This is a genomic window from Pseudomonas oryzihabitans, assembly GCF_007665395.1.
GTDB lineage: Bacteria > Pseudomonadota > Gammaproteobacteria > Pseudomonadales > Pseudomonadaceae > Chryseomonas > Chryseomonas psychrotolerans_C.
Genome location: NZ_VDND01000010.1, coordinates 1 through 24,606, shown reverse-complemented (window position 1 = coordinate 24,606; position 24,606 = coordinate 1). Strand labels below are relative to the sequence as shown.

Below are 24,606 nucleotides of genomic sequence, written 5' to 3'. Positions count from 1 at the left end.
CAGGCTGGATGCTCCATGAGCCTTTTGCCTACGGCATGTTGCCCTTCATCCACCTTTCAAGAGCAGCCCGCGCGTCAGTTGCGTGTCGGTAGATACGACAGCAAACGATCGGTTTCCTTTTTCACCACGGCATAGCATTCGCAACTCAGTTGTTCGAGTCGGGTGCGGTCAAGCACGGTGATGTGCCCGCGGCTGTATTCGATCACGCCTTGGCGTTGCAGTTTGCCCGCTGCCTCGGTAACGCCTTCGCGACGTACGCCAAGCATGTTGGCGATCAATTCCTGGGTCATGTTCAGTTGATCACCAGGCAGCCGATCTAGAGACAACAACAGCCAGCGACACAGCTGCTGGTCTATCGAATGGTGGCGGTTGCAAACAGCGGTCTGCGACATCTGGGTGATCAGGGCCTGGGTATATCGCAGCATCAGTACCAGCATGTCGCCATGCAGGTCGAATTCTTCGGTCAGGCGCTGACCTTGCAGACGATACGCATAGCCATCGCTCTGCACTACGGCACGACTGGGTGTGCTCTCGCCGCCCATGAACAGCGAAATCCCAACCAAACCTTCATTACCCACCACCGCGATTTCCGCAGAGGCGCCGTTTTCCATCACATTGAGCAGCGAAACGATAGCGTCGGTGGGGAAGTACACGTTGCGTACGGACTCGCCAGATTCATAGAGTACCTGGCCCAGCGGCAGATGGACGAGCTCCAGGTGCGAAGAGAGCCGTTGCTGGACGTCGCCAGGCAGGGCAGCCAGCAAGCTATTCTGCTGCGGTACGAGGTCTTCAGGCATAGCTTTCCTTCGGCAGTGCGGTCGGATTGACTCGCACTATACGCCTCGCGTCGCCTACGGACGCTCCAGGGACGTTAGGCGCTCCTGGGATGAGCAGTGTCGTCGCTCAAGGTATCGGCTACGTTGATCAAGTCCTGACCGCAGGCTTGTGCGGACTCGTAGCGCACGAGTTCGCTGGGCCCCGCCTCGAGGTAGGTGACAGTTGCGGAGTCCGTCGGCCTGACATCGCGCCGGGTCACCCGGATGATGTTGCCCGAACTCCGTGAAACGACGAAATAGGCGAGCATGAACGTTTCCTCTTGGCTGTTTGAGCAATCTTGTTGTACCGCGTCCCCTGAGGAGCTCGCGAGTGATTCTCGCGCCTACTCGCCGGCAGGTCGCAGAATTCGTCGGCCTGCGTTCAGTTGGCCCTCGTCGCCATGCGGTTCCATCGGCATAAAGGTGCGGCTTTACTCGCTGCCGCCGTTCACCGGCCCTTCGCCGTCGAATTCCATACCTATGGTTTTGACCGCCCCTCATGAAGTGGTCGGGGCGCTCTGTCACAGCGCAGCTTTACCTGTTCGGCCAACGCACATCGACCTGATGCTCCAGGCCATCGTCAATCAAGCCGATGCTGTCGCCTTGCAACGCCATGCCGTCCATTTGCATCGTCGCCTGGGGCAGGTCGCCACGGGAGAGCGCGATGCGGTAGAGGGTGGTGCCGAAACGGTAGTCCAGGCTGAAGGTCGCCCACTCCGCTGGCAGCACCGGGCGGATGCGCAACTGGCTGCCGCTGCGTTGCACGCCGAGTAGCGACTCGACGATCAGCTGATACATCCAGCCGGCCGAGCCGGTGTACCAGCTCCAGCCGCCCCGTCCTTCGTGGGGCGGCATGCCATAGACATCGGCAGCCACGACATAGGGCTCGACCTTGTAGGTGGCGGTCGCATCGTTCCCGTGGCCGACTGGGTTGATCATCCGCAGTAGCTCCCATGCCCGGGCACTGTCCCCCAACTCCGCAAACGCCATGCCCGCCCATACCGCCGCATGGGTGTACTGCCCACCGTTCTCGCGAACGCCGGGTACATAGCCCTTGATGTAGCCAGGATCGAGTACACCCTGGTCGAAGGGCGGGTCCAGCAGTTGCACCAGGCCGATTTCCCGACGCATGAGGTGCCGCTCAAGAGACGCCATGGCCACGCGTTGGCGCGGCTCCGGCGCCGCGCCCGACAGCACTGACCAGCTCTGGGCGATGGAGTCGATGCGGCATTCATCATTGCCGGCGGAGCCCAGGGGCGTGCCATCATCGAAGTAGGCGCGGCGATACCAGTCTCCGTCCCACGCGTGCGCATCGAGGCTGAGGCGTAAGGTCTCAGCCTCTTCTTCGCAGCGCTTGGCAAAGGCGACATCGTCATGGAGCAGGGCGGTAGTGGCGAAGCGGCGGAGCATGTCGTAGCCAAAGAAACCGAGCCAGACGCTTTCGCCCTTGCCCCCTTCGCCGACGCGGTTCATGCCATCGTTCCAGTCGCCGTCACCCATCAGCGGCAAGCCGTGAGCGCCCCGCGTCAGGCTGTGCTCGATCGCTCTCACGCAATGCTGATACAGCGTCTCGCGTAAAGGGGAGTGGGTCGGCAGGTCGTAATAGGACTGCTCACCAACGTTCAGTGCGCGTCCTTCGAGGTAACCTACGGTTTCCGAGAGTACGCTGGCATCACCCGTGATCTTGACGTAGCGGCTGGTCGCCCAGGCCAGCCAGAGATAGTCGTCGGAGCAGCGGGTACGCACACCGCGATCCAAGGGCGGGTGCCACCAATGCTGCACATCGCCTTCGATGAATTGATGGGCGGCGCACAGCAGCAGGTGCTGACGAACCGCCGCCGGATCGGCATGCAGCATGGCCATGCTGTCCTGCAACTGATCGCGGAAACCGAACGCCCCGCCGGATTGGTAGTAGCCACTGCGGGCCCAAAAGCGGCAGGCGATCACCTGATACATCAGCCAGCCATTGACCAGTACGTCCACGGCCGGCTCTGGAGTATTGATCTGCAGCTTGCCCAACGTGTCGTTCCAGTGCTTGCGGACGCATTGCAATTCGGCTTCTGCGGTGACGTTGCCCCGCATGCGCAGCACTAGACGCGATGCCGAGGTGGCATCCGGCGCCGCGCCTAGTCGGAAGGTCACGCTACGCTTTTCGCCGGGCGCCAGCTGCATATCCACTCGTAGGGCTGCGCAAGGATCGAGCCCTGGGCCGCTGCGCCCGGACAGGTGGGGCTGTGCCATCGCTGCTGGCGCTGCGAGATTTCCGTTGCGGCCGATGAAGTCACAACGGCCGGCGGTACTGCTGGTTATCGGCATATCGACATCGAAGAAGGCCACCCGGCCTGGAAATTCGGTGGAGTAACTGTTACGTGCGAATAGCGCGCCGCTGTTCGGATCGGCTTCGCTGACCACGTGCATGCAGGATCTCTCGCGAAGGTCTCCGAGTACCCAGGCCACGTAGCCGGTGATCGACAGCCGCCGGGGTCGATTTGTAGCGTTATAAATTTTCAGGTGCGAGAACTTGACCGGATCCTGTAGCGATACGTAGACCCACAGCTCACTACGAATACCGTCTTCTTCGTGTTCGAAGACGCTGTAGCCAAAGCCATGCCGGGTCACGTAGTTACCCTTGCCAGGACGGGGCAAGGGTGTGGGCGACCAGTAGTGGCCGCTGTCCTCATCGCGAAGGTAAAGGGTTTCATCGCCTGGATCGCTGACCGGATCATTGCGCCACGGGGTTAGGCGGAACTCGTGGGCATTTTCATACCACGTGTAGGCGTTGCCACTTTCCGAAATCACGCTGCCAAAGTTGGGGTTTGCCAGCACGTTCACCCAGGGCGCCGGTGTACGCCGGCCAGCATGCGAGTGAATGACGTATTCCTTGCCATCGGCGCTGAAGCCGCCATGAGGATTGCTCAGGATCAGGGAAGAATCAGCCATCGGAATCGCAGCGGTCGGAACGACGCTGGGCAATAGCTTCGCATCGAAAGCCGGTAGCTTCGGTTCCGCACGGCGCCGGTGGACTTGCTCGGCGAGACTGCCTCGCTCGTCGCTGAGCACCAGGTGAGCGACCGCCAGCATCAGCACGCGATCCTCGTGAGACAGCTGTTGCGCCGGGCGCACGAAGATGCCACCTGGCCGATCGATCAAGTGCGCCTCGCTGCCCGAGGTGACCAGCTCCATAATCGAATCCTGCAGGTCCTGACGATAACCCGCTTGGTCTTCGTTCCAGATCACCAGGTCGACACTGAGCCCTTTGTGTCGCCAGTAGGCGTGTGCCTGCACCAGCTTGCGCACCAGATCGATATGGATAGCTGTGGAGATCTGCAGCAGCACGATGGGCCGGTCACCCGAGATCGCTTGGCCCCACAGGCCGCTTTGATTGCGCTGGTTGGCAGCCAGGATACTCGGTGCCGCACGCATGGAGGGGTTGGTATAGATGATCGACGCAGCCATCTGCTCGAACAGCCGTGCCTCGGCGTGGGAGGTGTTGAGCTGGCGAAGCAGCACCTGGCTGTGGGTCCAGCTCAGGTCGAAGACGCGATCAGCGAGGCGTCGGTCACGGTACTTGTTGATCAGCTGGAGGCAACCCTCACGGTTGTCGCTCACGCCGGTCACCAGATCGATGGTGGCGGTCTGGCCTGGGTCGAAGGTAATCCGGCAGCGGATGGCCACGATGGGATCGAGCACCGCGCCGGCGGTACCGGAAAGGGCCTCGGCATCCATGGCGGCAGGGTGCGTCAACGTGCGCCCACGACCGATGAAACGGGCTCGATCGGTTTCGTAGGAGATCGCCACAATGTCCGCATTGTGGACCGCCAGCAGGTGAAACAACCACGGCACCTTTTCATCACTGGAACGTGGCCGCCGGCTGCACAGAATGGCCTGCAGAGGGGTGAGTAGTTCGCTTTGCACGAACAGCTTGCTGAAGGCCGGGTGCAAGGCGTCGCTCAAGGCGGGGGCCAGGACCACTTCCGCGTAACTGGTAAGCTCCAGCGTTCGGCGCCGTCCACTACGATTGCTGATGTGCAGGCGCCGTAATTCGATGTCGTCTTCCGGCGAAACGACGATTTCGGTATGGACATCGAAATCACGTTCGCGGACCCGAAACTCGGCCCTGGCATCGGTGAAGATCGCCTCGAAGCCCTCCGTCCTGCGTAAGGTGGGCTGGTGCGCCGAAGACCAGAAATCGCCGCTGTCGACATCGCGGAGGTAACAGAAGGTGCCGGTGTTGTCGCAGGTGATGTCTTCCTGCCAGCGCGTGACGGCCAGGTTGTCGCGGCGGCTGTAGCCGCCGCCGGCATTACTGATCATCACATGGTAGCGGCCGTTGGAAAGTAACTGCACGGCCGGGTGCCGCCGGCAAGGATCGGTGTAGACCCGCAACTTGTTTTCACTGGCGCGGGAGACGTGGCCTTCCAGCGCGGCATTGGCGGTGTGCAGGTACTGCGCGGCACTTCTAGGCGCCCGCTCCTGCAGCAGCAGGGACGTGGCCTGGAACTGTGGATTGGCTTCGAAGCGACGCTGCATGGGACGCTCGAGCAAGACATGGGTCAGTGACAGCATGCTCATGCCCTGGTGGTGCGCCATGAACGACTGGATGAGTCCGGCCTGCTGCCCTGGAGGGAGGCGGGCGCTGGTGAAGTCGATGGCTTCATACAGACCATAGCGGCCAGCCATGCCCATGCCGGCCAGGCGTTGAAGATTCTTGCACGCGGCTTCTGGCGCTACCATCAGCGCCAGCACCGAGGCATAGGGTGCCATCACCAGGTCTTCGCCAAGCCCGCGCTTTAGACCGAGCCCGGGTACGCCGAAGGCCCGGTACTGGTAGTTCAGTTGCGCGTCCAGGGTGCTGTAGCCGGACTCGGATACGCCCCATGGCAGGCCCAGTTGCTGGCCGTATTCGATCTGCCTCGCCACGGCAGCGCGGCAGGTCTGGTCGAGCAGGGTGCCGCCATAATTGGGCATGACCAACATCGGCATCAGGTACTCGAACATCGAGCCGGTCCAGGACAGCAACACGGGATTGCCGCCGTTGCTCGTCAACAGCCGGCCGAGGGTGAACCAGCTTTCCTGTGGCAGTTGTCCCTGCGCGATGGCCAGGAAACTTGTCAGACGTGCTTCCGACGCCAGGAGATCATAGTAGCCGCTGTCCAGGCGTTGTTCCTCGACGTTGTAGCCAATGGTCAGCAGCTCGCGTTGCGGGTTGTAGAGAAAGGTGAAGTCCATGTCGGCCAGGTCGGCAGTGAGATCCGCCAGGCGCAACGCGGTGACGATGCGCTCCTTGGCCTGGGCGATCACCGCCCGTACCCGAGGCTGTTCGTCGGTGGGCCACTGCGTGACCTCCAGCTGCACCAGCTCATGCCAGCTGGCCGATGTCAGGGGGGAACCGGGCAGGGTCAGGCTGGCCAACTCGCCGTGTAGATCTTCGCATTGAGCGAGCAATGCCAGACGCCAGTAGTCGGCGTCGGGAGCGACCCTCAGCGCGGGTTTCAGAGCCTCGGCCCAGGCGATCAGGCGCTGCAGGACGGTACTGATCTCGTTCAGACCCTCTAGCGTATGGGCGGCCGCCAATTCGCTGTACGCACCGTCAAGCAGGTGCTCATCCAGTCCGCTCGCCCGTACTGCCTCTCGCAGTACGGCAAGGCAGTCCGCCAAGCCATTGCACCAGTCAGCGTTGAGCAGTGGCGCGTGCGGCAATTCATAAAGGCCGGAGCGCAGCGTCAGTAGTAGGCCAGCCAGATTGCCGCTGTCCACCGTAGACACGTAACGCGGTGGCAGCGGTTGCAGGGTCTGGGTGTCATACCAGTTGTAGAAGTGGCGGCGATGGCGCTCCAGCCGCGACATGCTGGCCAGTGTCTTATCCAGTCGTGTGAGCAGGCGGCTCCCGCTCAGGTAGGCGAAGTCATGGGCCGCCAGGTGGGAGAGCAGCGCCATGCCCATGTTGGTTGGAGAGGTTCGGTGGGCGGTCGCCGCCGTTGGCTGCTCCTGAATGTTGTCCGGAGGCAGCCAGTTATCGCCAGGGCCCACATGATCGTCGAAGAAGGCCCAGGTCTTGCGCGTCAGGCCGCGCAGGAATTGCTGCTCCGCGGGAGAAGGCGTGAAGTCCGATGGGCCACTTGGCTGGCTCAACCGATAGGCGACGGCCGGTGCCAGCAGCCAGGCCAGCAGGAAAGGCGCGGCGATTGCTGATACCCAGGGGGCGCCACCCAGCAGCAAGGCGCCGGCCACGACGATGGCCAGCATGGGCGCCACCCACATCAGCCGATACAGGCCCGGCAGGTCGTTGCGGCTGCTGCGCTCCACTTCGCGCGACGAATTCCATTGCAGTAGATGGCGGCGACTGATGGTCAGGCGCCACAGCGTGCGACCGATGGCGTCCAGGCTGCTGAAGGCTTCGAAGGGTAGCCACACCAGGCTCAGCAGCGCCCGCGTGATCTGCTGGATGGCACTGCGAAGGACCACCTTCAGGTGCTGACCGAGCTGGATGTCCGGGGCTTTGTGCAGCAGCTCCAACGAGGCGCTGATCAGGGGCTGAGTGATCACCAGCAGCAATACGCCAAGGCTCCACGCCAGTGCGTGAGCGCTGGCAAACCAACCCCATAGCAATACCCCGAGAAAGGCGGCTGGCTCCAGGCTACGCCGCAGGTTGTCGATGATCTTCCAATAGGCCAGGTGAGTCAGGCGATTCGGCTCCAGACCACCATCGGATTTCGGTGTCCAGGGCATCAGCCACGGCAGTAACTGCCAGTCTCCGCGTATCCAGCGATGACGGCGTTTGGCGTCGGCGCTGTAGCGCGCCGGATGCTCTTCATAGAGTTGTACATCACTGATCAGGCCGGAATGGGCATAACAGCCCTCGATAAGATCGTGGCTGAGAATACGGTTTTCGGGAAAGCGGTCCTGCAGGGCATGTTCGAAGGCATCCACGGCGTAGATCCCTTTGCCGATGAATGAGCCGTTGCCGAACAAGTCTTGGTAGACGTCGGAGACAGATCGCGTATACGGATCCACGCCAGCGTCGCTGCCGAACAGCTGAGCGTACGTGGAGCGAGCGATGCTCGGCAGGCTGATGCCGACACGAGGTTGCAGGATCGCGTAGCCGCTTGTGATGCGTTCCTGGCGCCCATCGAAGCGCGGTTGGTTGAGCGGGTGGCAGATCGCACCCAGGAGCTGACGTGCCACCTCGCGCGGCAGTTGGGTGTCGGTATCCAGCGTGATGACGTAGCTGATCCTCGGCAGTGCAGAGAGGTTGCCGACGACCAGGGAGAAACGCCCAGCGCCATGCCCGCGTAGCAGCGCATTGAGGTCCGCTATCTTGCCGCGCTTGCGCTCGTGGCCTATCCAGCGCTGTTCGGTGGGATTCCAGCGCCGCGGGCGATGCAGCAGGAAGAACCGCGCCGCGCCGGTTTCCGGATACTTTAGGTTCAGGGCTTCGACCGCCTGGCTCGCGTAGTGCAGTATCGATGCGTCACTCTCGAGGACTTCGCTCTGGGCATCCATGAAATCGGTGAGCAAGGCGAAGTGCAGGTTGGCGTCCCGATTGGCGAGAAAGCGTACTTCCATGCCATCGATCAGTTCTTCCACGTCCTGAACGCTACCGATCAGCGTTGGCACCACGACCAGCGTGCGTGCATCAGGGGGAATGCCGGCGCTGAGATCCAGGCGGGGCAGAATGTCCGGCAGCAGGGTCAGGGTCACCAGGCGGTTGACCAGCGCGATGGCCAGCTGACTGGTCATGACCGTGATCGGCCCGCCAAGCAGCAGTATCGTCCAGAGTCCCCATCCGTCCGCTCTCAACCAGGTGAAGAAAGGCCAGGCCAACAGCACGCTGAGCACCATGACGGGCACGACGAAGAACGCCAAGGGCGCACCGCGCAGTATCCTGCGGCAGCGCTCCACCGGGGAGCGCTGGGCACCAAGCTGTATTTCCAGTGTGGCCAATCCCGCTCCCACTAGGTAGAAACCGACGTGCCTCTTCAGCGGATCCTGCTCGGCCGCGGCGTCGCAGAGACCGATGGCCGCCTGCGCGATGTCGATCTCGGAATGCGAGCAGCTGCGCGCCAGGCGCTCGATGGCGTGGCGGTAGTGATCGCGAGTGGCGAAATCCATGCGGTGGTAGACGTGAGCCGGGTCTTTGGCCAGCGCTTGTTCGACGCCGCTCATACGCTCGACGAACTCGCGCCAGTCCGCCGCCGATAGCAGCCGCAGGCTGTTGATGCTGTTGCTGATCGACACCTGCTCCGTGGCCTGCAGTTGGCCATCGAGATGAATAAGGCGTTCGACACTTTGGCCAGATTCCGCCAGGGCCTGTTCGACCCAGGTCATCGGCAGAACCAGAGACGCACTTTGGCCTTGTAAACGTCGCGAGAGCTCCGCAACGAAGGCGCTCGTCATCGGCGGCGCAGAGCGTGCAAGATCGGCCACCAGCAGCACTACGCTCTTGGCGTCGTGCTCGGCGGTGGAAATGAAACGGTCGGCCCAGTCGTTGGCGAGGTTACGATCGGTCCAGCTAGCCATCACCTGTGACGCGACACGCCTGAGATTTTCGATCAAGGCCAGGCGCAACATGATGGGAATGGCCCACAACTCACCCAAAGTCAGGGGTGTTACCGCTTGATAAGCAGTAACGAAACGGCTCAGGTTATCGCTGTCGACGCGTCCGTCGCCGTGGGAGATAGTTTCCAGCGCAATGTCATACACCCTCGGAAAGCTGCGAGAAGGCCCATTATCCAAACCTGGCAGCTCACGGCAGTAGCCTTTGGGCAGATGTTTCTGTGCGGTGCGTATCTGCTCTTCGACCAGATAGAAATTGTCGAGTAGCCACGCGGCCGCCGGCGTTGCGCGTTGATTGGACAGTGCAGCGATGGCCATCGCGTGGCAACTGCTGGTCAGAAGAGCCGCATTCTCAGCAAGGCGGTGAAGCAGGGCGTCTGAGGTGGTATGAGAGCTTAGCTGATGCTGTCGGGCGAGATGAGCGCCGTGAGCGGCCATCTGCTCTAGATTAAACAGCTCCGCACGCAATGCCGGCTCGTACTGGAAGGTGCGTGACACGGGATGCCACAACCGTTGGATTACTCGAAGCCACTGCCTATCCATGTTTTCCTTAGCATTTAACGCAAAACGCAAAACGCAAAACGCAAAACGCAAAACGCAAAACGCAAACACCAGCGCAGAAATGTCTTCCACGCAGGTTCCGCGTGCACGACGCCTTGAGGCGGTGCGCATCCAGTGTGGAAGTCTAGGGGTGGGTGTGTCTGTCTGCTGGCACACATAGCGCTGTGCGCTGTGCCGTAATGGCGGTGAGGCGCTGGTAATTAAGTAGTCACCGCGAACCGCGTGAATTGGTTGACCTCATATGTGAGGTCAGGCCGGAGACGTCGGCGTCCCGATAACGCTGCACGAGGCGGTGAACTTGCCGGGTACTAAGCTGCAGGCGCTGGGCGGCGCGTTTGGGCGTGAGGAAACCCTCGGTCACCCCCTGGATGACCTTGAGGCGATCGACTTTGCATAGGCTCATCGTAATCCGCTCCTAGGCTGACATCCTGATCGCTCCGCACCGGCTGCAAAACCGGTTGGCTAGCCGCCTGGCGTGATCAGGGCATATCTATCTGGCTGGATGGCGACTTTACTATTTGGCCCTGACAGGCTTACTTGCGCATAAGTATTCATTACGTGAAATCCGCCCCGGTACATTGGCGGAGTTTGGTGGCTAGCCCCCAGGGGTGGGGCGGCCGAAAGCCTTGGGCACTGGACGGCCAAACCCCTAGGGGCTGGCTTGATCGCGAACCCGACCACTACGGAGCGTAGACATGGAAATCAAGGAACTCATCGAACAGCAAGACCAGGAAGCGGCCGCACGAGACGCCCTGCTGGACACCCTGCCCCAGCACGTGCAGGCGGCACTTAACCAGCTGCCCGAAGCGGGACGCCATTATCTGCTGGGTCATGTTCAGGACCTTAAGGCCCCCAACAAGGGCCTGTCGAGAACGCTGCGCAGCGGCATGTTTTTGGGCGCCATTAACTATGCGTTCACCATCCGCCAGTTGGATAACGCCGGCCATCAGTGCCTGTTCGAGTTCGAACATACGCTGACCGCGGCGCCGGCATGAGCCGTGGGACAGTTCCCAGAAACAGCGATCCGCGCACCGCCGTCGGCTAGGCTGGCTTGGAGTCCCAATGAAGAACAATTTCTGCGATCTCGACGAAGATGCAATCCGGGCATTACGCGCCAGTAAAGACTCGCTCTGCATGACTTGCTCGGCATGCTACTGTCCCCGTTTCGGTACAACGCTCAGAACGGCTTTGTCCACGTCCCCGTGGAGACCTTTAAGGAAGTTACCGCACTCCTGATCGAACTTGCGGTAGCGACGGACGCCCAGGCCCGCGACCTGGCCGCCGCGCCCATCGGCCGAGGCCAGGCATGATCTGAGATACCCTACAGGAAGAAGCCCTGAGGGCCTTGGTCAGTGAGGGCGCCACCCGCGAGTTTCTGGTACGTTGAGGGCCGAGTGGTGAGGGCTGGACACTAGCCGTCCGCTTGGGCACAACTGGATCGGCGTGCGCAGCCGCCCCGAGCCGATCCGCGTGTGGAGCAGCGTGACCGCGGTCGGTAACTATGCAGATAAGATCGGCGCGTGAGGGTTTGGCGTCGAGCTGTGACCTGTCACGATGCGGCCGCGCGCCACGATTGTCGGTGCCGGTCGAGCACCCCAATAGCCTGGCCGTCCCCGCACTGACATCCCCCTGTCCAGGCACTCCTGGGTGCGACTGTGCAGCTACTCATCCCGCGGGCGGCCTTTGTAGACCCCTACCGCTTTCGCCTTGGCGATGCCCTGCGCCGCCCTGGCCCTCCGCGTTTCGTAGTGTTTCCGGGCGAACGCTGCCATGAATTCCAGGAGCATCTGGGAAAGCGCCCGCGTCACCCACTCTTGCAGCCCATCACCACCGGCAGCGGCTGGCCGCAGTAGGGCATGGGGCAGCGGTAGGTGGAGGGACACCACCTGTCGATTTGCCCGAGCGATCCGGTCACGTAGCTGGCCCCAGGTTGCACAGTCAAGGCGAGACAGCCGGTCCACCGCCTCCAGAAGCGGACGTCGACAAGCGACCGCTACCGCTCAGATCGCTCAGCGCCTGGGCAAGGCTAATCAAGCGGATGTGCTCAAGGTGGCGGTGATGCCGGTGAGCGGACAGTGGATCGCGGTCGATTCAGACCTGGAAGGCAAGATCTAGCGAACGCTGCGGGATGAGGAACGCAAGTTCGACAAGCCGCTGCGCTATGACGGCGATGAGTGCGCAGTCTTCCCAGACTTCTGACTGCCGGACATGCAGCAGAACTTCGCCCTCGAGGTCTTCGGCATGTAACCTGCAAGAGATGTTACCTTTGACCTGGAATGCTGAGCCCTTTCCGCCGTCCATCCCGCCGGCTTCGCTGGCTTGGAGCTCCTTGATGCAGCTGCACGAAGTGAGACATCTCAAAGAAGTTAATACCCGCAGTGATGCGGAGGCAGCTCTTGCCAACGGCTGGCACCTGCTTGCCGTGATGCCAAATCCTCAGGCGGCAGCAGGGTACGGCATGGCCGTCTACGTGCTCGGCAAGAAGTCCGAAAACTGGGAGGAGCGCGCAGTCCGCAGTGCCGAAGACACCGTTATAGAACCCCGTGAGTGACTGCTAACTGCACATAAGCAGGCGCGCCCATCTATGCCAATAGCTTCCCGGCGCAGGAGCCGCAGGGTTAGCACGGGTCAAAGGAAGCCGGCACCGATTGGCGGTGTTGCTGGAACATTCCTGTGACATGGCTGTTCCTCATACCGACATCCGCCTTAGCTAGAGACTCGCGGATCCGTGCGTGCAGCCGTTCAATCCTCGAAGGGCGTTTGTGGGCCAGAACTGTCTTCGCCTTGGCGATCTAACCCGCTCGGGTCAGGCGCGTTTCGTAGCCCTTGCCGGCAAACGCCGCTATAAAATCCAGGTTCATCTGAGACACTGCACGCGTCGTTCATTCTAAAGCTTTATCGCCGCCAGCGGCGGCCGGGAAGAGCAGCGGATGGTTAGCCTGCAGGCCGGCCTTGGCGATCCGCTCGCTTACTGCAGCAGCATTCTCTGTTTGTCCCGAGGCACTGATGTACAGCCGTGATCCTGTGGATTTGCTGACGGGCGAGCTCAACCACGTGCGTCAGTGCCTGGGCCAAGAGCAAAGCGCAAACCGCGTCTTGGCGACATCAAAGCCAGCGTCCTGCGAAAGGCAGCTAATGGCCCAACTCTGGCCCATTCATGCCCGAAAACTGACTCCAGAGACTTGGATAAGGTTTCATGCTGATCCGTCAGAACGCTTCTGCGACCGCAAGGCATTATGTGCGAGGTCCCTATGAGGCGCCCTTCACTATCTCATGTACTCTTTAGAACTGGCTTTGCCGGTTGGTCCAGAGCGTGCTTCAATCTATTCATGCAGCTGTAACACGTTAAGCGTGGATAGATATTGCACTTCGTGGCGGGGCGGCAAGAAGGAATTGACGCCGTGCTAAATAATCTTAAGATGCATATAAGGTACTTCCAATAAATACTCCCGACAATCTTGCTAGTCCTCGGGCCATTCATATCTTAAAGCGCCGTAGCGATTATCGAATCAATTAGTTGTAGACTTTATCTTTGCGCTTTTTTTCTTATGCAATGGAATCACATTCGACAGTCCATAGGTTTCCCGTTTCGAAGCGCAAGGTAGTGGCTCAGGAGTTTCCGGCAGTTGAGTAGGACCGGCCTTGATGCGCCCCATCAAATCTGCGGCGATTTCTATCATAGAAGATATATGCAAGATGGTTCTTGAATTGCTCTCGGAAGCGGCAGCGCGATGTGTTATGGAGTCGATCACCTCTATGCGCCAGCCTTGGTAAAAAATATCAGATTGTCTTAGGTTGATTTCGAAATTACAGGGAAAAAATTCCCGGATGTACGAAATAGGAATCCACTTCTGCTCGTCGCGTTTCATTCCTGACCCTCCGACCACCATACCGTGCACCGATAATTGCACATCACAGCATGACTCACTAGCGCAAAAGGTAAAAAAGCGAGCTGCATAACCACCGAGCCGATATGAGTGAGTGAGATGGTCGGATGATCGGCAAAAGTTCCGATCGACGGTGATAGTGGCCACTGAACAGAAAGCTCTGGGACGCTTACCATGTCAGGCAGTCTTGCAGATGAGAGTTGTAATTAGCGAAAATTTTAGGATGCAAAAGGATAGCAGTATGCATCTCGGATATGTGCTGTCCACACTAGAATAAAGGAAACTTCGGAAAGCTGAGATACGGAGACAAAAGGTCGAGAAGCTTCGTCAGCATTTCCTATCAGGCTTACCTCCAGTAGCTGATATGCAGAAAAAGGTGGAGCCGTGACAATAAAGACTACCGGTAGTAGTGGCCACTGAACGCCTGCTTTTTTTCCAATTCCAACTATTGAGGCCATTGGCGGTCTCCCTGTGAGGTGGTAAATGATTGTCCCAACCCGTAGGTGGCAAAGATTCAGTTCGCCGAGCGCCTCAGCCCTGCTCGCAAGAGCATTGCATGGGCCATATGTGATGTCGTCCATATTCCTGAGCACGGCTGCAGCCGGGCCTTTGGTTCTCGATCAGATAGATCCAGCCGGCGAGGGTGAGGTTGCTCTAGACGCTTTCGATGAGCCAGTCATAGGTGAGAATGACAACAAGCACCAGCGCACCGGTAATTCGTAAAAAATGAAAATCAGCCCAGCTGTAGCGCTGGAATTTTTGTTTCTAGAGACAGAAATTCTCCAAAGCCATATTAATGGATTGCTTTAGCCTGAGGTCCGATTTAATACACTCATGGTGCCGCGTTAATTTAGCCTAAATATTGGGGGAGTAGTGATGGATGAGACTGTATTTCAGGAAATATCAGCATTAATCAATACCCGCCAGATCTGGCGCTAAAAACCACCTTAACCCAGATCTTATGCGAGGTCCGGCAGCAGCCTGTATAACTACTCTTAGAGGGTACAATGTGAACGTCTTTGATCGAATAGAGAAAGCAACTATGAAAGCTAGAGCCTCCTGGGAGTCTGTAACGCTCCAGTTGAGCGACGAGGAATACGCCCAGTGGTTAGACTGTAATCCACTTGTGGGGAACCCAATGTTTAGAGGCGGAATGGCAGCGAAACAACATCGCGACAGCGGATCAGGTCCGCTTCGTGTGTATCTAGAAAATGGGTCAAATTTCTTTTTTGTATCCGTCTAAGGAAAGACTCAGGCGGGCTGTGATTTTGTTATATACAAACAGATCGCTCCTAAACCTTGGCCTGTGCTGGGGTGTTTCCATGCAACCGGAAGGGGGAGTGATAAAGCTTTTCGCCGAGCGCTAGTGCCGAATTCTTATGGACGGCAATGCATCCTCCACCAGCACCAACTGCCAGAATGCTGGCTCCGTTTAATCTCACACCTTGGATTAATGTGATCCGCTCGATTGATAGGATGACATCAAGTGCATAGGGCCGCGCATTGTCAGCAGAGTTAAAAGAGTAAGTCGGCTCGTTAACGATTGCTACCAGCCCATATGAAGTGTGCATTTCTATTTGATTACTAATTTTTAGCCTATCTAAGCACAGATTGTGTCTCAGGCTTTGATCCGAAGAGTCGTTGCGTGGCGCCATCTGATTCTGATCGGTTTCTGCCATGGCTGACCGGCGGCTATGGGTCGGCTGCTGCCATCCGCTGGTTGCGGTTTTGGTATTCCCAAAATCTCGCAGCAATTTCGGCAACCGACGAAGGGCTGGATCCTACGCGGAAGCGCTGCTGCGCTTGGCTTTTCCTGGGCCGCCCTTGCCTTTCCCTTTTGATGTTTCGATGTTCACCAGGCCCTTGCAGTCGGGGTAGCGCAGGCAAGACCAGAAGTCGCCGCTCTTACCCTTTCGCTGGGCCATCTTGCCCTGACATAGCGGGCAGGACGGGCCGTCCGGGCCCTTGATTGTGAGCGTGGTCTGGCGGTACTGGGCGACCAGCTTGCCGATCCAGGCACCCTGCTTGGCGATGAAGTCATCCAGCTGCATGGTGCCGGCCTCGATCATGTCCAGCGCCTGCTCCCAGATGGCGGTAGTGCCCGGGTCGGCCACAGCCGGCGGCACCGCGGCGATCAGCGAGACGCCGGCGTCGGATGCCCGCACTGCCTTGCCCTTTTTGAGCAGGAACTGACGATCGATCAGCCCCTGGATGATGCTGGCCCGGGTGGCCTCGGTGCCGATGCCCGTGGTCTCCTTAAGCTTGGCGGCCAGGCGCGGGTCGGTCACCAGCTTGGCCACGGTCTTCATCGCCTTGATGAGATCGCCTTCGGTGTAGGGCTTGGGTGGTTGCGTCTGCTGCGCCTTGAGCTGGGCCTGCTGAACCTGGGCGCGTGAGGCGTTCTGCAGCGGCGGCAGGATCTGCGAGCGGTCCTTCTCCTTGCTGTCCTCATCCTCCTCAGCGGCAGGTGCGGCCTGGAACAACGTCTTCCAGCCGGGCACGACAATTCGCTTGCCCACCGCGCGCAACGCCACCTGGTTGCAGTCGAAATCCGCCACCGTCCGGTCGAACTCGTGGTGGGGCATGAACTGGGCGAGGTAGTGCGCGCGGATCAGGCTATAGACCGCACGTTCCTTGTCGCTCATGGCCGCCAGGTTGGCGGGCTCCAGGGTCGGGATGATGCCGTGGTGCGCGGTGATCTTGGCGTCGTTCCAGGCACGCGAGCGCTGCGCCGGAACAATGGTGGCCAGCACCGGGGAAATGGACGGATCCGTGCGCCGGATCGCCTCGAGCACGGCCGGCACCTCCGGCAGCATGCTGGTGGGCAGGTAGCCGCAGTCGGTCCTGGGGTAGGTCGTCGCCTTGTGCGTCTCATACAGCGCCTGGGCGACGTTCAGGGTCTCCTGGGCCCCGAGGCCGAGCTTCTTGGAGCAGATCTCCTGCAGTGTGCCCAGATCGAAGGGCAGGGGCGCTACCTCCTTGACCCGCTCGGTCTCGACCGACACCGCAATGGCGGTAGATCCCGCCGTGAGGCGCGCTTGCGCAGCCTGGGCATGAAGCGGGTCCAGGCAGCGCCCCTCGTCATCGGTGATGTCGCGAGCAGGTCGCCACTGGGCGGTGAAGGTCTGGCCATTGGCGGCCAGCAGCACCTCCATGCTCCAGAACGGCACCGGGACGAAGTGGGCGATCTCCCGATCACGGTCTACCACCAGGCGCAGCGTGGGGGTCTGTACCCGTCCTACCGACAGCACCCCGCTGTAGCCGGCCTGGCGGCCGAGGAGGGTGAACAGCCGGGTGAAGTTCATGCCGATCAACCAGTCTGCCCGGGAGCGAGCCAGCGCCGAGTGGTACATGGAAAAGGTTTCGGCCCCGGGCTTGAGGCTCGCCAGGGCCTGGCGGATCGAGGCGTCGTTGAGCGCCGACAGCCATAGGCGCTGGACGGGACCGCGATAGCCGCAGTGCTCCAGCAGCTCACGGGCGATCATCTCGCCCTCGCGGTCGGCGTCGGTGGCGATGACAAGCTCGGTCGCTTCCTTGAGCAGCGTCTTGACGACCTTGAACTGACTGCTGGTCTTGGGCTTGACCTCGACCTTCCAGCTCGCCGGCAGGATCGGCAGCGCGTCCAGCGACCAGGACTTCAACTGCGGATCGTAGGCCTCAGGCGGCGCCTGCTCCAGCAGATGGCCGATTCCCCAGGTCACCACCACTCCCTGACCACGAATGCAGCCTTCACCGCGCCCGGTGGCGCCAAGCACCCGGGCAATGTCCTTGCCCTGGCTGGGCTTCTCGCACAAAAACACACGCATGGGATTCCCCTGTAGATGGCCGAGTGGCCTGCAGGGGAACCGTGCCTGGAGCTGTATGAGACGTCAGCGCGGAACCGCATCTGTCTGGCATTCGGTTAAACAAATACACTATTGTCTGACTTATAAATACCGACGAGAGGCTCTAAAGCGATCCTCTTTGAGCTTTCCATTCAGAGGGTGCAATGTCATTATGACATCACCTATGTGATGCACGTCACGGAATGACTGGCTATGCACGGAATGCAGGATTTTGAGATCGCTTACAGGAAGGGCGGTCTCAAGTGTTTGATCGTGAAAGCTGACCGACTATCACGCAGTGATGCCTATGCGGAGATTTGCTTTGCAGAGCGATTGCTGATCGGCCATAAGCCTTCTGACCCAACGCTCACGTTTGAGGCACTCGCTAGGTCAGTAGGCATTGAGCTCGTCCAGGTTCGTGCTACAGGGTACGACGAGCCTAGACTGATTGGTCAGGCATTACCGCTATCCGCCAACGACGCTACTTAGGCTTGTCAGGGCAATGCAGCCCTGGATTGAACGACGCCAGACCGCGTGATCCAAGGCGCTGCATTAGCTCGACACGCTCATGATCCGCGTCCTCGCGCGCACCTGCCATGTCGCGTTTAAAGTCGTTCACATGCTCCGCCAGCCTGGCCCGATCCTGAAGATCGGCTTGCTTCAAGACGCGAGTTACCTTGGCCTCTTTATGGGTGACTGTCACGACTGCAGTCCTGTCGGCTGGGCGGATCACTGCATCCACTGCATAGGGGGTCAAGGCGCTTCTGAGTAGATCAATCCCGTGCTCCATCACAGCTCCTGATATGGGCAAATACTATCGGAGTGATAGAGATATGCCATCAGGGCAAAAGGTCCATTCTAGAGCATGACAGGCGACAAACGGCTATTGGTAGGCGAGTGCTGAGGCGTTGGGAATGGCGGGGGGAAAATGACACCCATATTGCCGGTGATGGGAGTCTGCAGTGGGCTGGCTACTACCGTACCGATTGCTTGAGACATGGTCAGGTCGACAATCTTGCTGATCTGGCCATTGAGCGGCGTAGGGTAGTAGCCGAAGCCCTAGCCGGCGCTCACATAGCCGGAGACGCTCCTGATCCAGAAATGGTTTTAAAGCAGGAGCAACTGGTTTCTCCCATCTGCTTGTTGAAGGTCGTTCACATTAGCCTTTGCTGGCTCAGCGAAACTTGATGGGGTACCAGAACAAGAACTTCGCTACCAACCACCAGAGTTGTGGATAGGCCAGTGCACCCGATGCTTGGACCCACTCCCATCGAAGAGAGAGGGGAGTCTTGGCTTTGCGCAGAAACTTCATCCAGAAGCGAACACCGCGCCGTTCTAGGCTCTTGTGTAAGGCCAGGTACGGGGTGTTCACCAGGCGTGGCCCGCGGTTATGGCGTAATGCCTGGTATTGCAGCGCGGCCCTCATCCACGTCGCATCAAAGTGACCTTCCGAAAAATGCCGCAAACACACGTCGTAGATGACTGCTACACGGTATTTTTCGCTGACGCGAAGGGCAAAGTCGATGTCATAGAAGTGGAAGGGCGGTAGGCGCTCGTCGAATCCTATCTCCAGCGCAACATGGCGCCTGGCGCAGATCCAGACACCATCAAGTGTGCAGACCTCCTGACGCGGAGCATCATCGTTTTCAGGTCGATGGAAAAAGTAGTTTTCACGGCCATTACGATGACGTTGATGGACCCGGATGCAGTGAGCTTCGCCGCCGCCGGCGGTCATCCAGCCGGATGGCGCGCTGCTCTTGTAACGCGCACCGGCAAGACCTATCGCCCCCAGCGCAGGATCGGCGGAGAAGTGCGCGATGACATTGCGTCCCCATCCCGCCTCCATGAACTCAACGTCCTCGTGCATGAAACAGACAACCTCATGCACTGCCCGCCGCGCTCCCTCGTTGTAGACACTGCACAGTCCCCGCCCGGCCTCGCGGTTGTCGACCACTATCAGTTCGTAGGAAGCGTCGATGGTGTCCGCGATGTTGCGGGTGACGGCTGCTAGTAGCTCGGGCTTTACCGAGCAGATGACGATGGAGATCACAGGGTTTCTAGTTCCTGGAAGAGCGAGGCGAACACAGCAGGGTGCGAATGCGGCGTAAGGTGGTCCGGTTCATCCGTCGTAATGGGATAAGCCGAAGCATGCGCATCGCTTCGACCTTGTCATGACGTACGGCGTACTTGAGCGCTTTGTTCACCAGCGAGGTATGCCCCTGCTGGTACGCAGGATGATCCTGGTAGGGCGCTACAGCCTTCAAGTCCGCTTCGAGCAGCGTCTTGTATCGCCTGGAGAGGTTGCCTAGATGACGCCGATAGTAGGTGACCCGCACCGGGATGATTGTAAGAGGAGCGCCCAGGGCCGCTAGCTTCAGGGTCATCTGAAAATCTTGAACACGAATGTCCGGGTCGTAGCCACCGACCTTGTCGAGCGCCGAACGACGGTACAGGGCAACGGGCGCGCCAATGACAAGCGTATCTCGCAGGATTTGGTCAAAGTGAAGCTCAAGGACCGAATCGGCATCCTCGTTTTTTATCCAGTTGCCATGCTCGTCAATGAAGCTTACGAGTGCACCTACGCAAGGCGTGTCAGGGTGACCTTCAAGATACTCCGCACGAACGCTCAAGGAGTGCGGCAGCATCAAATCATCGAGATCGGGCGTTGCGACGTACTTGCCGGTCGCGCAGGCCAGACCGCGATTGAGCGCGGCGCTCACTCCGCTGTTTGCCTGAGCAATTAACGTGAAAGGGTATCGCCCTTGGAGCCCCTGCAGCCGCTCGAGGCTACCGTCAGAAGATCCGTCATCTACGATGATGACCTCGAAATTTGGATAGTCCTGGGCAAAAATACTGGCCAAGGAAGCCTCGAGATAACGTCCGGCGTTATAGCAGGGCACGACAACGGAAATGAGCGGGGCGTTTGTCATTTATACGACGTCCGTCCCTACAGTGTTGACCAACATAGGGATTCCAGAGGCTTTCATAGCTGTTGGAACTATTGTAGATGGTGGGGGTCGGCCAGCAGAAGAGGCTTTACGATTTGCCACATTTCGCCGCAACTCAGCGATAGGCCACAGCTGCCCCTGCAGGCACGGCTGCTGGCAGGGCAATTCCGGTGGCGCCAGACGAGAGGCTAACCAGTTGCCCGTTCGTGGCGTAGCCCACCGCGGCGGACTCGGTGAGCTTGGCTAGCGTCATGACTAGGCCATTGGGAGGGGCCGCGTAATAGGCGTAGCTAGATCCCGCCTGCAAGTAGCCGTTCACTCCTGCTGCGTGAACCCACCAGGTGGGCAAGGCCAGTGCAGAATCCGCCGGCGCGCCAGAGAGGCCCGGGTCGTTGTAGGCGTATTTGGCCAGCGCGTTCGGTAGATCAAGAAGTTATGGGCAAGCGCGGAGACGTCGACGGCCTGACGACGGTTGTCACTGCGCTGCAGCTGCTCGCTCAGCAGTCCCGCTCCGGCAAGCATCACCACCAGGATGACCCACAGCATGGTGACGTTTTCACGCGGGCATGTCCCCACCAGGTACAGCGTATGCTGGACAGCCGACAACGAGCTCTAGCCTCCTAACCGCAACTGAACTGTATACCTCTTGCCGCGACTGGTCTCGCCGCAAGAGGTGCGCAGGCGGTCCTGTCCCTATCGGTATCTCAATAGCGCCAGCTAACCGACGCAGTGACGTTACGCGGCTCACCAAAATTGCTCTGACCCCAGCGTGGGTTCTCCAGGTACTTCTGGTTAGTCAGGTTATTGAGATTGAGCTGGGTGCTCCAGTGGCTATCGAAATCGTAGCCGGCCATAAGGCCCAACAGCGTGTAGGACTCCTGCCGAGCAGCGTCGACACCATCCGTTTGGGTCTCGCTTTGCCACTTCAAACTGCCGCCTACCCGGACCTGAGGCGCCATGGGCAAACGATAGGTGAGGTTGGATGTGACCGCGTGGCGAGGAATGAAACGTCGGGCGCGGTTGTCATCTTCGTCAGTGATCCAAAGATAGGTATAGCCGCCGCTGAGCTGCAAGCCTGGAAGCACCTCTCCCGCGACTTCTAGCTCTACGCCCTGGCCTTCATACGAGAGACCGTTGTAGAGAGAGCCGCCAAGACTCGCGTCGTAGCCGGCATAGGCAGCGACATTGTCTTGTTTGGTATGGAACAGGGCCGCGGTTATGCTGGACTTTTTGTCCAACGACTGGCGCTTTATCCCTACCTCGTAGCTTTTGCCCTCTAGCGGATCAATCATGCGGCCTGAAAGATCACGGTAGTTCTGGGGACTGAAGATCTCGGTGTAGCTGGCATAGACCGCATATTGTGGATCAAGGTCGTAGACTAGGCCGACATAGGGTGTGGTGCGGCCATGTTCGCGTGCTTCGCGCTCAACTCCGTAGCTCGTTCCATCACTGTCGGTACTGAGCAGACGGGCGCCGGCGATCAGATGCAGATCGTCGCGCAGACTGAAGCGCGCTGCTGTGTAGACACTCTTCTGTCGATCGGTGTAATCCGAGCCACCATTGTTGATATTGGTGCTGCTAAATTGAGGCCGGGTAAGGCTGCCAGCGAGTGCATCCGCAAGTGACACGTCGCTGTAATACAACGTATCACCGTAAAGCGACTGCTCCTCGGTACGACTGCGGCCCGCGTTGGCCCCTACTGTCAACTGATGCTGGCGACCGAACAATTGGAATGGTCCGGTGAGAGAAGCGTCACCAACCAGATCGTGCGCCTCGGAGTGATATTCCGAACCTAGGCCACTATAGCCGGTGGTGGTGAAGGCCGAGGCATACATGTAGTACAGGACTGTATCCTGAGTACGCTTCTCACCGGTTAGGGTCACCTTAGAGATCCAGTCGTTGTCGAACCGGTGTTCCCATTCACCAAAGACGCGTTGGCTATGGGTATCCCAATAAGTCCATGGCTGAGAGATGCTGCGGTGGGTGCTGTTGTAATGGATGGCATTGCCATTGGCGTCAGTGAGTGGCAAGGCTCCCCAACTTGCGCCATTGGAATCGCTCTTCTGCTGTTCGAAGCCCACCGTGAGGGTGTCTCTCTCGCTCAAGTCGAAGGCCAGCAGGCCAGCGAAGACGTTCTTTTCCCGAGAATAGCGATCCAGGTAAGAGTTTTTGTTCTCGTTGGCGTAGATGACGCGGCCACGCACGTTGCCCGACTGTGTCAGCGGTCCAGACACGTCTATATCGGCCCGGCGTTTGTCCCAGGAGCCAGCGCTCAGCTCAATCTCCGCTTGAGGCGTATAGGTGGGTCGTTTACGCACGAAGTTCACGGTGGCGGCCGGATTACCCAGACCGGTCATCACGCCATTGGCGCCATGCAGGATATCGACCTGCTCATAAGGCGCCGTGTCGATGTCACCATTCACAATGCCCCAGAAAAACGGAAGACCGGTGCCGTCGTACTGGAAGTTGGTGATATCGAAGCCGCGAGCGGTGAAGTAGGTCCGATCAGTTTCTACTTTTTGCACGTTGATGCCAGGCGTGTAGTCAAGTACATCGCGCACGCTGTCTAGCTGGAAATCGTTCAGTCGTTCGCGGGTTACCGACGTGACCCCTTGGGGTGTTTCCTGGCTTGTTAGATTGAGGCGCGTGGTGCCTGTCGTTGGTTTACCTTGGTAGCCCTGAGCGACACCTTCCTGATTCTCGATGACGGATGAGGTAATGGTGTCACTGGGCAGATCCAGAGCGGTATCTGCAGCCTGGACGAACGTGCAGGCAGATCCGGCGATAGCCGCCAGAATTCGGGCGGCCAAAGGGGCCAGGGTGGGTTTCATCGAGAATGCTCCGAAAAGCGGGAAGGTGTTGAGAGTTATTGGCTAAAGAGAATCAATTCTATTCAGATTCGGTTCAGGTTTCCAGTGAGGCAATGTATCTGCTTCGATACCTGAAGGGCGCCACAGTAGGAGTGCAGCATGCCTTCGAAATTACCCTGACTTAGTAGTAGCAATTCTGGTCTAGCGAAATTTCAGCGGGTAGTAGCAGAGAAACTTGCCCACCAGCCACCACAGCTTGGGATAGCCGAGCGCGCCGCTGGCCTGCACCCACTCCCACTGCAGGCGCCACGGCGCCTTGACCTTGCGCAAGAATTTCATCCAGAAGCGCGCGCCGCGTTGCTCCAGCACCCTCACCGAGAGGTCATCGGCACCAAGTGCTACGCGGGCGACCGCTTCCTCGCGCAGCGCCTGGTAGTCAAGCGCGGCCCGCATCCAGCGCGCGTCGACCTGCCAGTCACACCCCGAAACCTTCCATTGGTCCAGGCCTTTGGACGGCTGCCTGAATTTTCGTGCTACCCAACCGATCCAGAGTGACCTCCTTTAAAGGATCTCAGCGTGGACACCGAAGACCATCCGACCGACATGATCGCCGCCACCGCCAGTGGCCTGATGATGGCTCTGACATTGACCTCTTGCGCCGCTCTGGCCGGCGGCGTTGCCCTGCTTGCCGAGCTGTTCGTCTAGCGGTAGGCCACGGCTGCGCCGGCAGGGACGGCTGCTGGGAGGGCGATACCGGTGGCGCCAGACGAGGGGCTGACAAGCTGCCCGTTCGTGGCGTAGCCCACTGCGGTGGATTCGGTGAGCTCGACCAGCGTCGTGACCAAGCCATTGGGCGGCGACGCATAGTAGGCGTAGCTGGATCCCGCCTTCACGTAGCCGCTCACCCCTGTCGCATGCACCCACCAGGAGGGCAAGGCCAGTGCAGAATCCGCCGGCGCGCCCGAGAGGCCTGGGTTGTTGTAGGCGTACTCGGCCAGCGCGTTCCGGTAGACCAGCAGATTATGGGCAAGCGAAGAGACGTCGACGGTCTGACGACGGTTGTCGCTGCGTTGCAGCTGCTCGCTCAGCAGCCCGGCTCCCGCGAGCATCACCACCAGGATGACCCACAGCATGGGCATGGCCTAGCTGTGTAAACCCAGTACGTTGTTCAGTGGCAACGGAGCCCGACTGATGGGCGGTTTGTA

General features: G+C 59.5%; 18 protein-coding genes. 3 read left to right on the top strand and 15 right to left on the bottom strand.

From position 1 onward, the window contains the following. Positions 1–74: 74 nt before the first annotated feature. The 4 genes from FSV73_RS18895 to FSV73_RS18880 form a co-directional block, all read right to left on the bottom strand. Positions 75–797, bottom strand: a complete 723-nt coding sequence (locus FSV73_RS18895; RefSeq protein ID WP_145009779.1) for a Crp/Fnr family transcriptional regulator — start codon at positions 795–797, stop codon at positions 75–77. Positions 798–871: 74 nt separating this feature from the next. After that, positions 872–1,084: a hypothetical protein gene (locus tag FSV73_RS18890; protein ID WP_145009776.1), complete on the bottom strand. Its 213-nt coding sequence runs from the start codon at positions 1,082–1,084 to the stop codon at positions 872–874. 265 nt (positions 1,085–1,349) lie between these two features. Next, positions 1,350–9,914, bottom strand: coding sequence for a glycoside hydrolase family 94 protein (locus tag FSV73_RS18885; protein WP_145010252.1), 8,565 nt, complete (start codon positions 9,912–9,914; stop codon positions 1,350–1,352). A gap of 226 nt (positions 9,915–10,140) precedes the next feature. Then, positions 10,141–10,335 carry a helix-turn-helix domain-containing protein gene (locus tag FSV73_RS18880; RefSeq protein WP_260856117.1) on the bottom strand — a complete coding sequence of 65 codons (195 nt, stop codon included), beginning with the start codon at positions 10,333–10,335 and terminating at the stop codon, positions 10,141–10,143. Positions 10,336–10,627: 292 nt separating this feature from the next. On the opposite strand from FSV73_RS18880, the gene FSV73_RS18875 reads away from it, so the two are divergent. Both FSV73_RS18875 and FSV73_RS18860 read left to right on the top strand, forming a co-directional pair. Continuing rightward, positions 10,628–10,927: a hypothetical protein gene (locus FSV73_RS18875; protein WP_027602308.1), complete on the top strand. Its 300-nt coding sequence runs from the start codon at positions 10,628–10,630 to the stop codon at positions 10,925–10,927. Between the two features lie 1,337 nt (positions 10,928–12,264). Beyond that, the gene (locus FSV73_RS18860; protein ID WP_145009773.1) at positions 12,265–12,483 is read left to right on the top strand and encodes a hypothetical protein; all 219 of its coding nucleotides are present in this window, start codon (positions 12,265–12,267) and stop codon (positions 12,481–12,483) included. A gap of 958 nt (positions 12,484–13,441) precedes the next feature. On the opposite strand, the gene FSV73_RS18850 is transcribed toward FSV73_RS18860, so the two are convergent. The 10 genes from FSV73_RS18850 to FSV73_RS18810 all read right to left on the bottom strand — a co-directional run bounded on the left by FSV73_RS18850 (position 13,442) and on the right by FSV73_RS18810 (position 23,854). After that, a complete protein-coding gene (locus tag FSV73_RS18850; protein ID WP_145009768.1) occupies positions 13,442–13,801 on the bottom strand; it encodes a hypothetical protein in 360 nt (119 codons plus the stop codon). 1,310 nt (positions 13,802–15,111) lie between these two features. Beyond that, positions 15,112–15,498, bottom strand: a complete 387-nt coding sequence (locus FSV73_RS18845) for a hypothetical protein (RefSeq protein ID WP_145009766.1) — start codon at positions 15,496–15,498, stop codon at positions 15,112–15,114. Positions 15,499–15,600: 102 nt separating this feature from the next. Continuing rightward, positions 15,601–17,625: a DNA topoisomerase III gene (locus tag FSV73_RS18840; RefSeq protein ID WP_145009763.1), complete on the bottom strand. Its 2,025-nt coding sequence runs from the start codon at positions 17,623–17,625 to the stop codon at positions 15,601–15,603. 499 nt (positions 17,626–18,124) lie between these two features. Continuing rightward, positions 18,125–18,433, bottom strand: a complete 309-nt coding sequence (locus FSV73_RS18835) for a DUF3509 domain-containing protein (protein WP_145009760.1) — start codon at positions 18,431–18,433, stop codon at positions 18,125–18,127. 384 nt (positions 18,434–18,817) lie between these two features. After that, on the bottom strand, positions 18,818–19,693 hold the full coding sequence (locus tag FSV73_RS18830; protein WP_145009757.1) for a glycosyltransferase: 876 nt from the start codon (positions 19,691–19,693) through the stop codon (positions 18,818–18,820). A 7-nt stretch (positions 19,694–19,700) separates the two neighbouring features. Next, positions 19,701–20,573 carry a glycosyltransferase family 2 protein gene (locus FSV73_RS18825; protein WP_145009754.1) on the bottom strand — a complete coding sequence of 291 codons (873 nt, stop codon included), beginning with the start codon at positions 20,571–20,573 and terminating at the stop codon, positions 19,701–19,703. 133 nt (positions 20,574–20,706) lie between these two features. Next, positions 20,707–21,003, bottom strand: coding sequence for a type IV pilus biogenesis protein PilM (pilM, locus tag FSV73_RS18820; RefSeq protein WP_260856123.1), 297 nt, complete (start codon positions 21,001–21,003; stop codon positions 20,707–20,709). After that, positions 20,907–21,197 (bottom strand): hypothetical protein, encoded by a 291-nt coding sequence (locus tag FSV73_RS25840; RefSeq protein ID WP_260856116.1) that lies wholly within the window; start codon positions 21,195–21,197, stop codon positions 20,907–20,909. Before FSV73_RS25840 ends, pilM (FSV73_RS18820) begins: the two co-directional genes overlap by 97 nt. 98 nt (positions 21,198–21,295) lie before the next feature. Next, on the bottom strand, positions 21,296–23,422 hold the full coding sequence (locus FSV73_RS18815) for a TonB-dependent siderophore receptor (protein ID WP_145009751.1): 2,127 nt from the start codon (positions 23,420–23,422) through the stop codon (positions 21,296–21,298). Positions 23,423–23,602: 180 nt separating this feature from the next. Then, positions 23,603–23,854, bottom strand: coding sequence for a hypothetical protein (locus FSV73_RS18810; protein ID WP_145009748.1), 252 nt, complete (start codon positions 23,852–23,854; stop codon positions 23,603–23,605). Positions 23,855–23,977: 123 nt separating this feature from the next. Between FSV73_RS18810 and FSV73_RS25835 the strand changes: the two genes are divergently transcribed. Next, positions 23,978–24,106, top strand: coding sequence for a hypothetical protein (locus FSV73_RS25835; RefSeq protein ID WP_260856115.1), 129 nt, complete (start codon positions 23,978–23,980; stop codon positions 24,104–24,106). Here the strand turns inward: FSV73_RS25835 and pilM (FSV73_RS18805) are convergent. Further along, positions 24,103–24,534, bottom strand: coding sequence for a type IV pilus biogenesis protein PilM (gene pilM / locus FSV73_RS18805; RefSeq protein ID WP_260856114.1), 432 nt, complete (start codon positions 24,532–24,534; stop codon positions 24,103–24,105). The two genes, FSV73_RS25835 and pilM (FSV73_RS18805), sit on opposite strands and share 4 nt — an antisense overlap. Between the last annotated feature and the right edge of the window lie 72 nt (positions 24,535–24,606).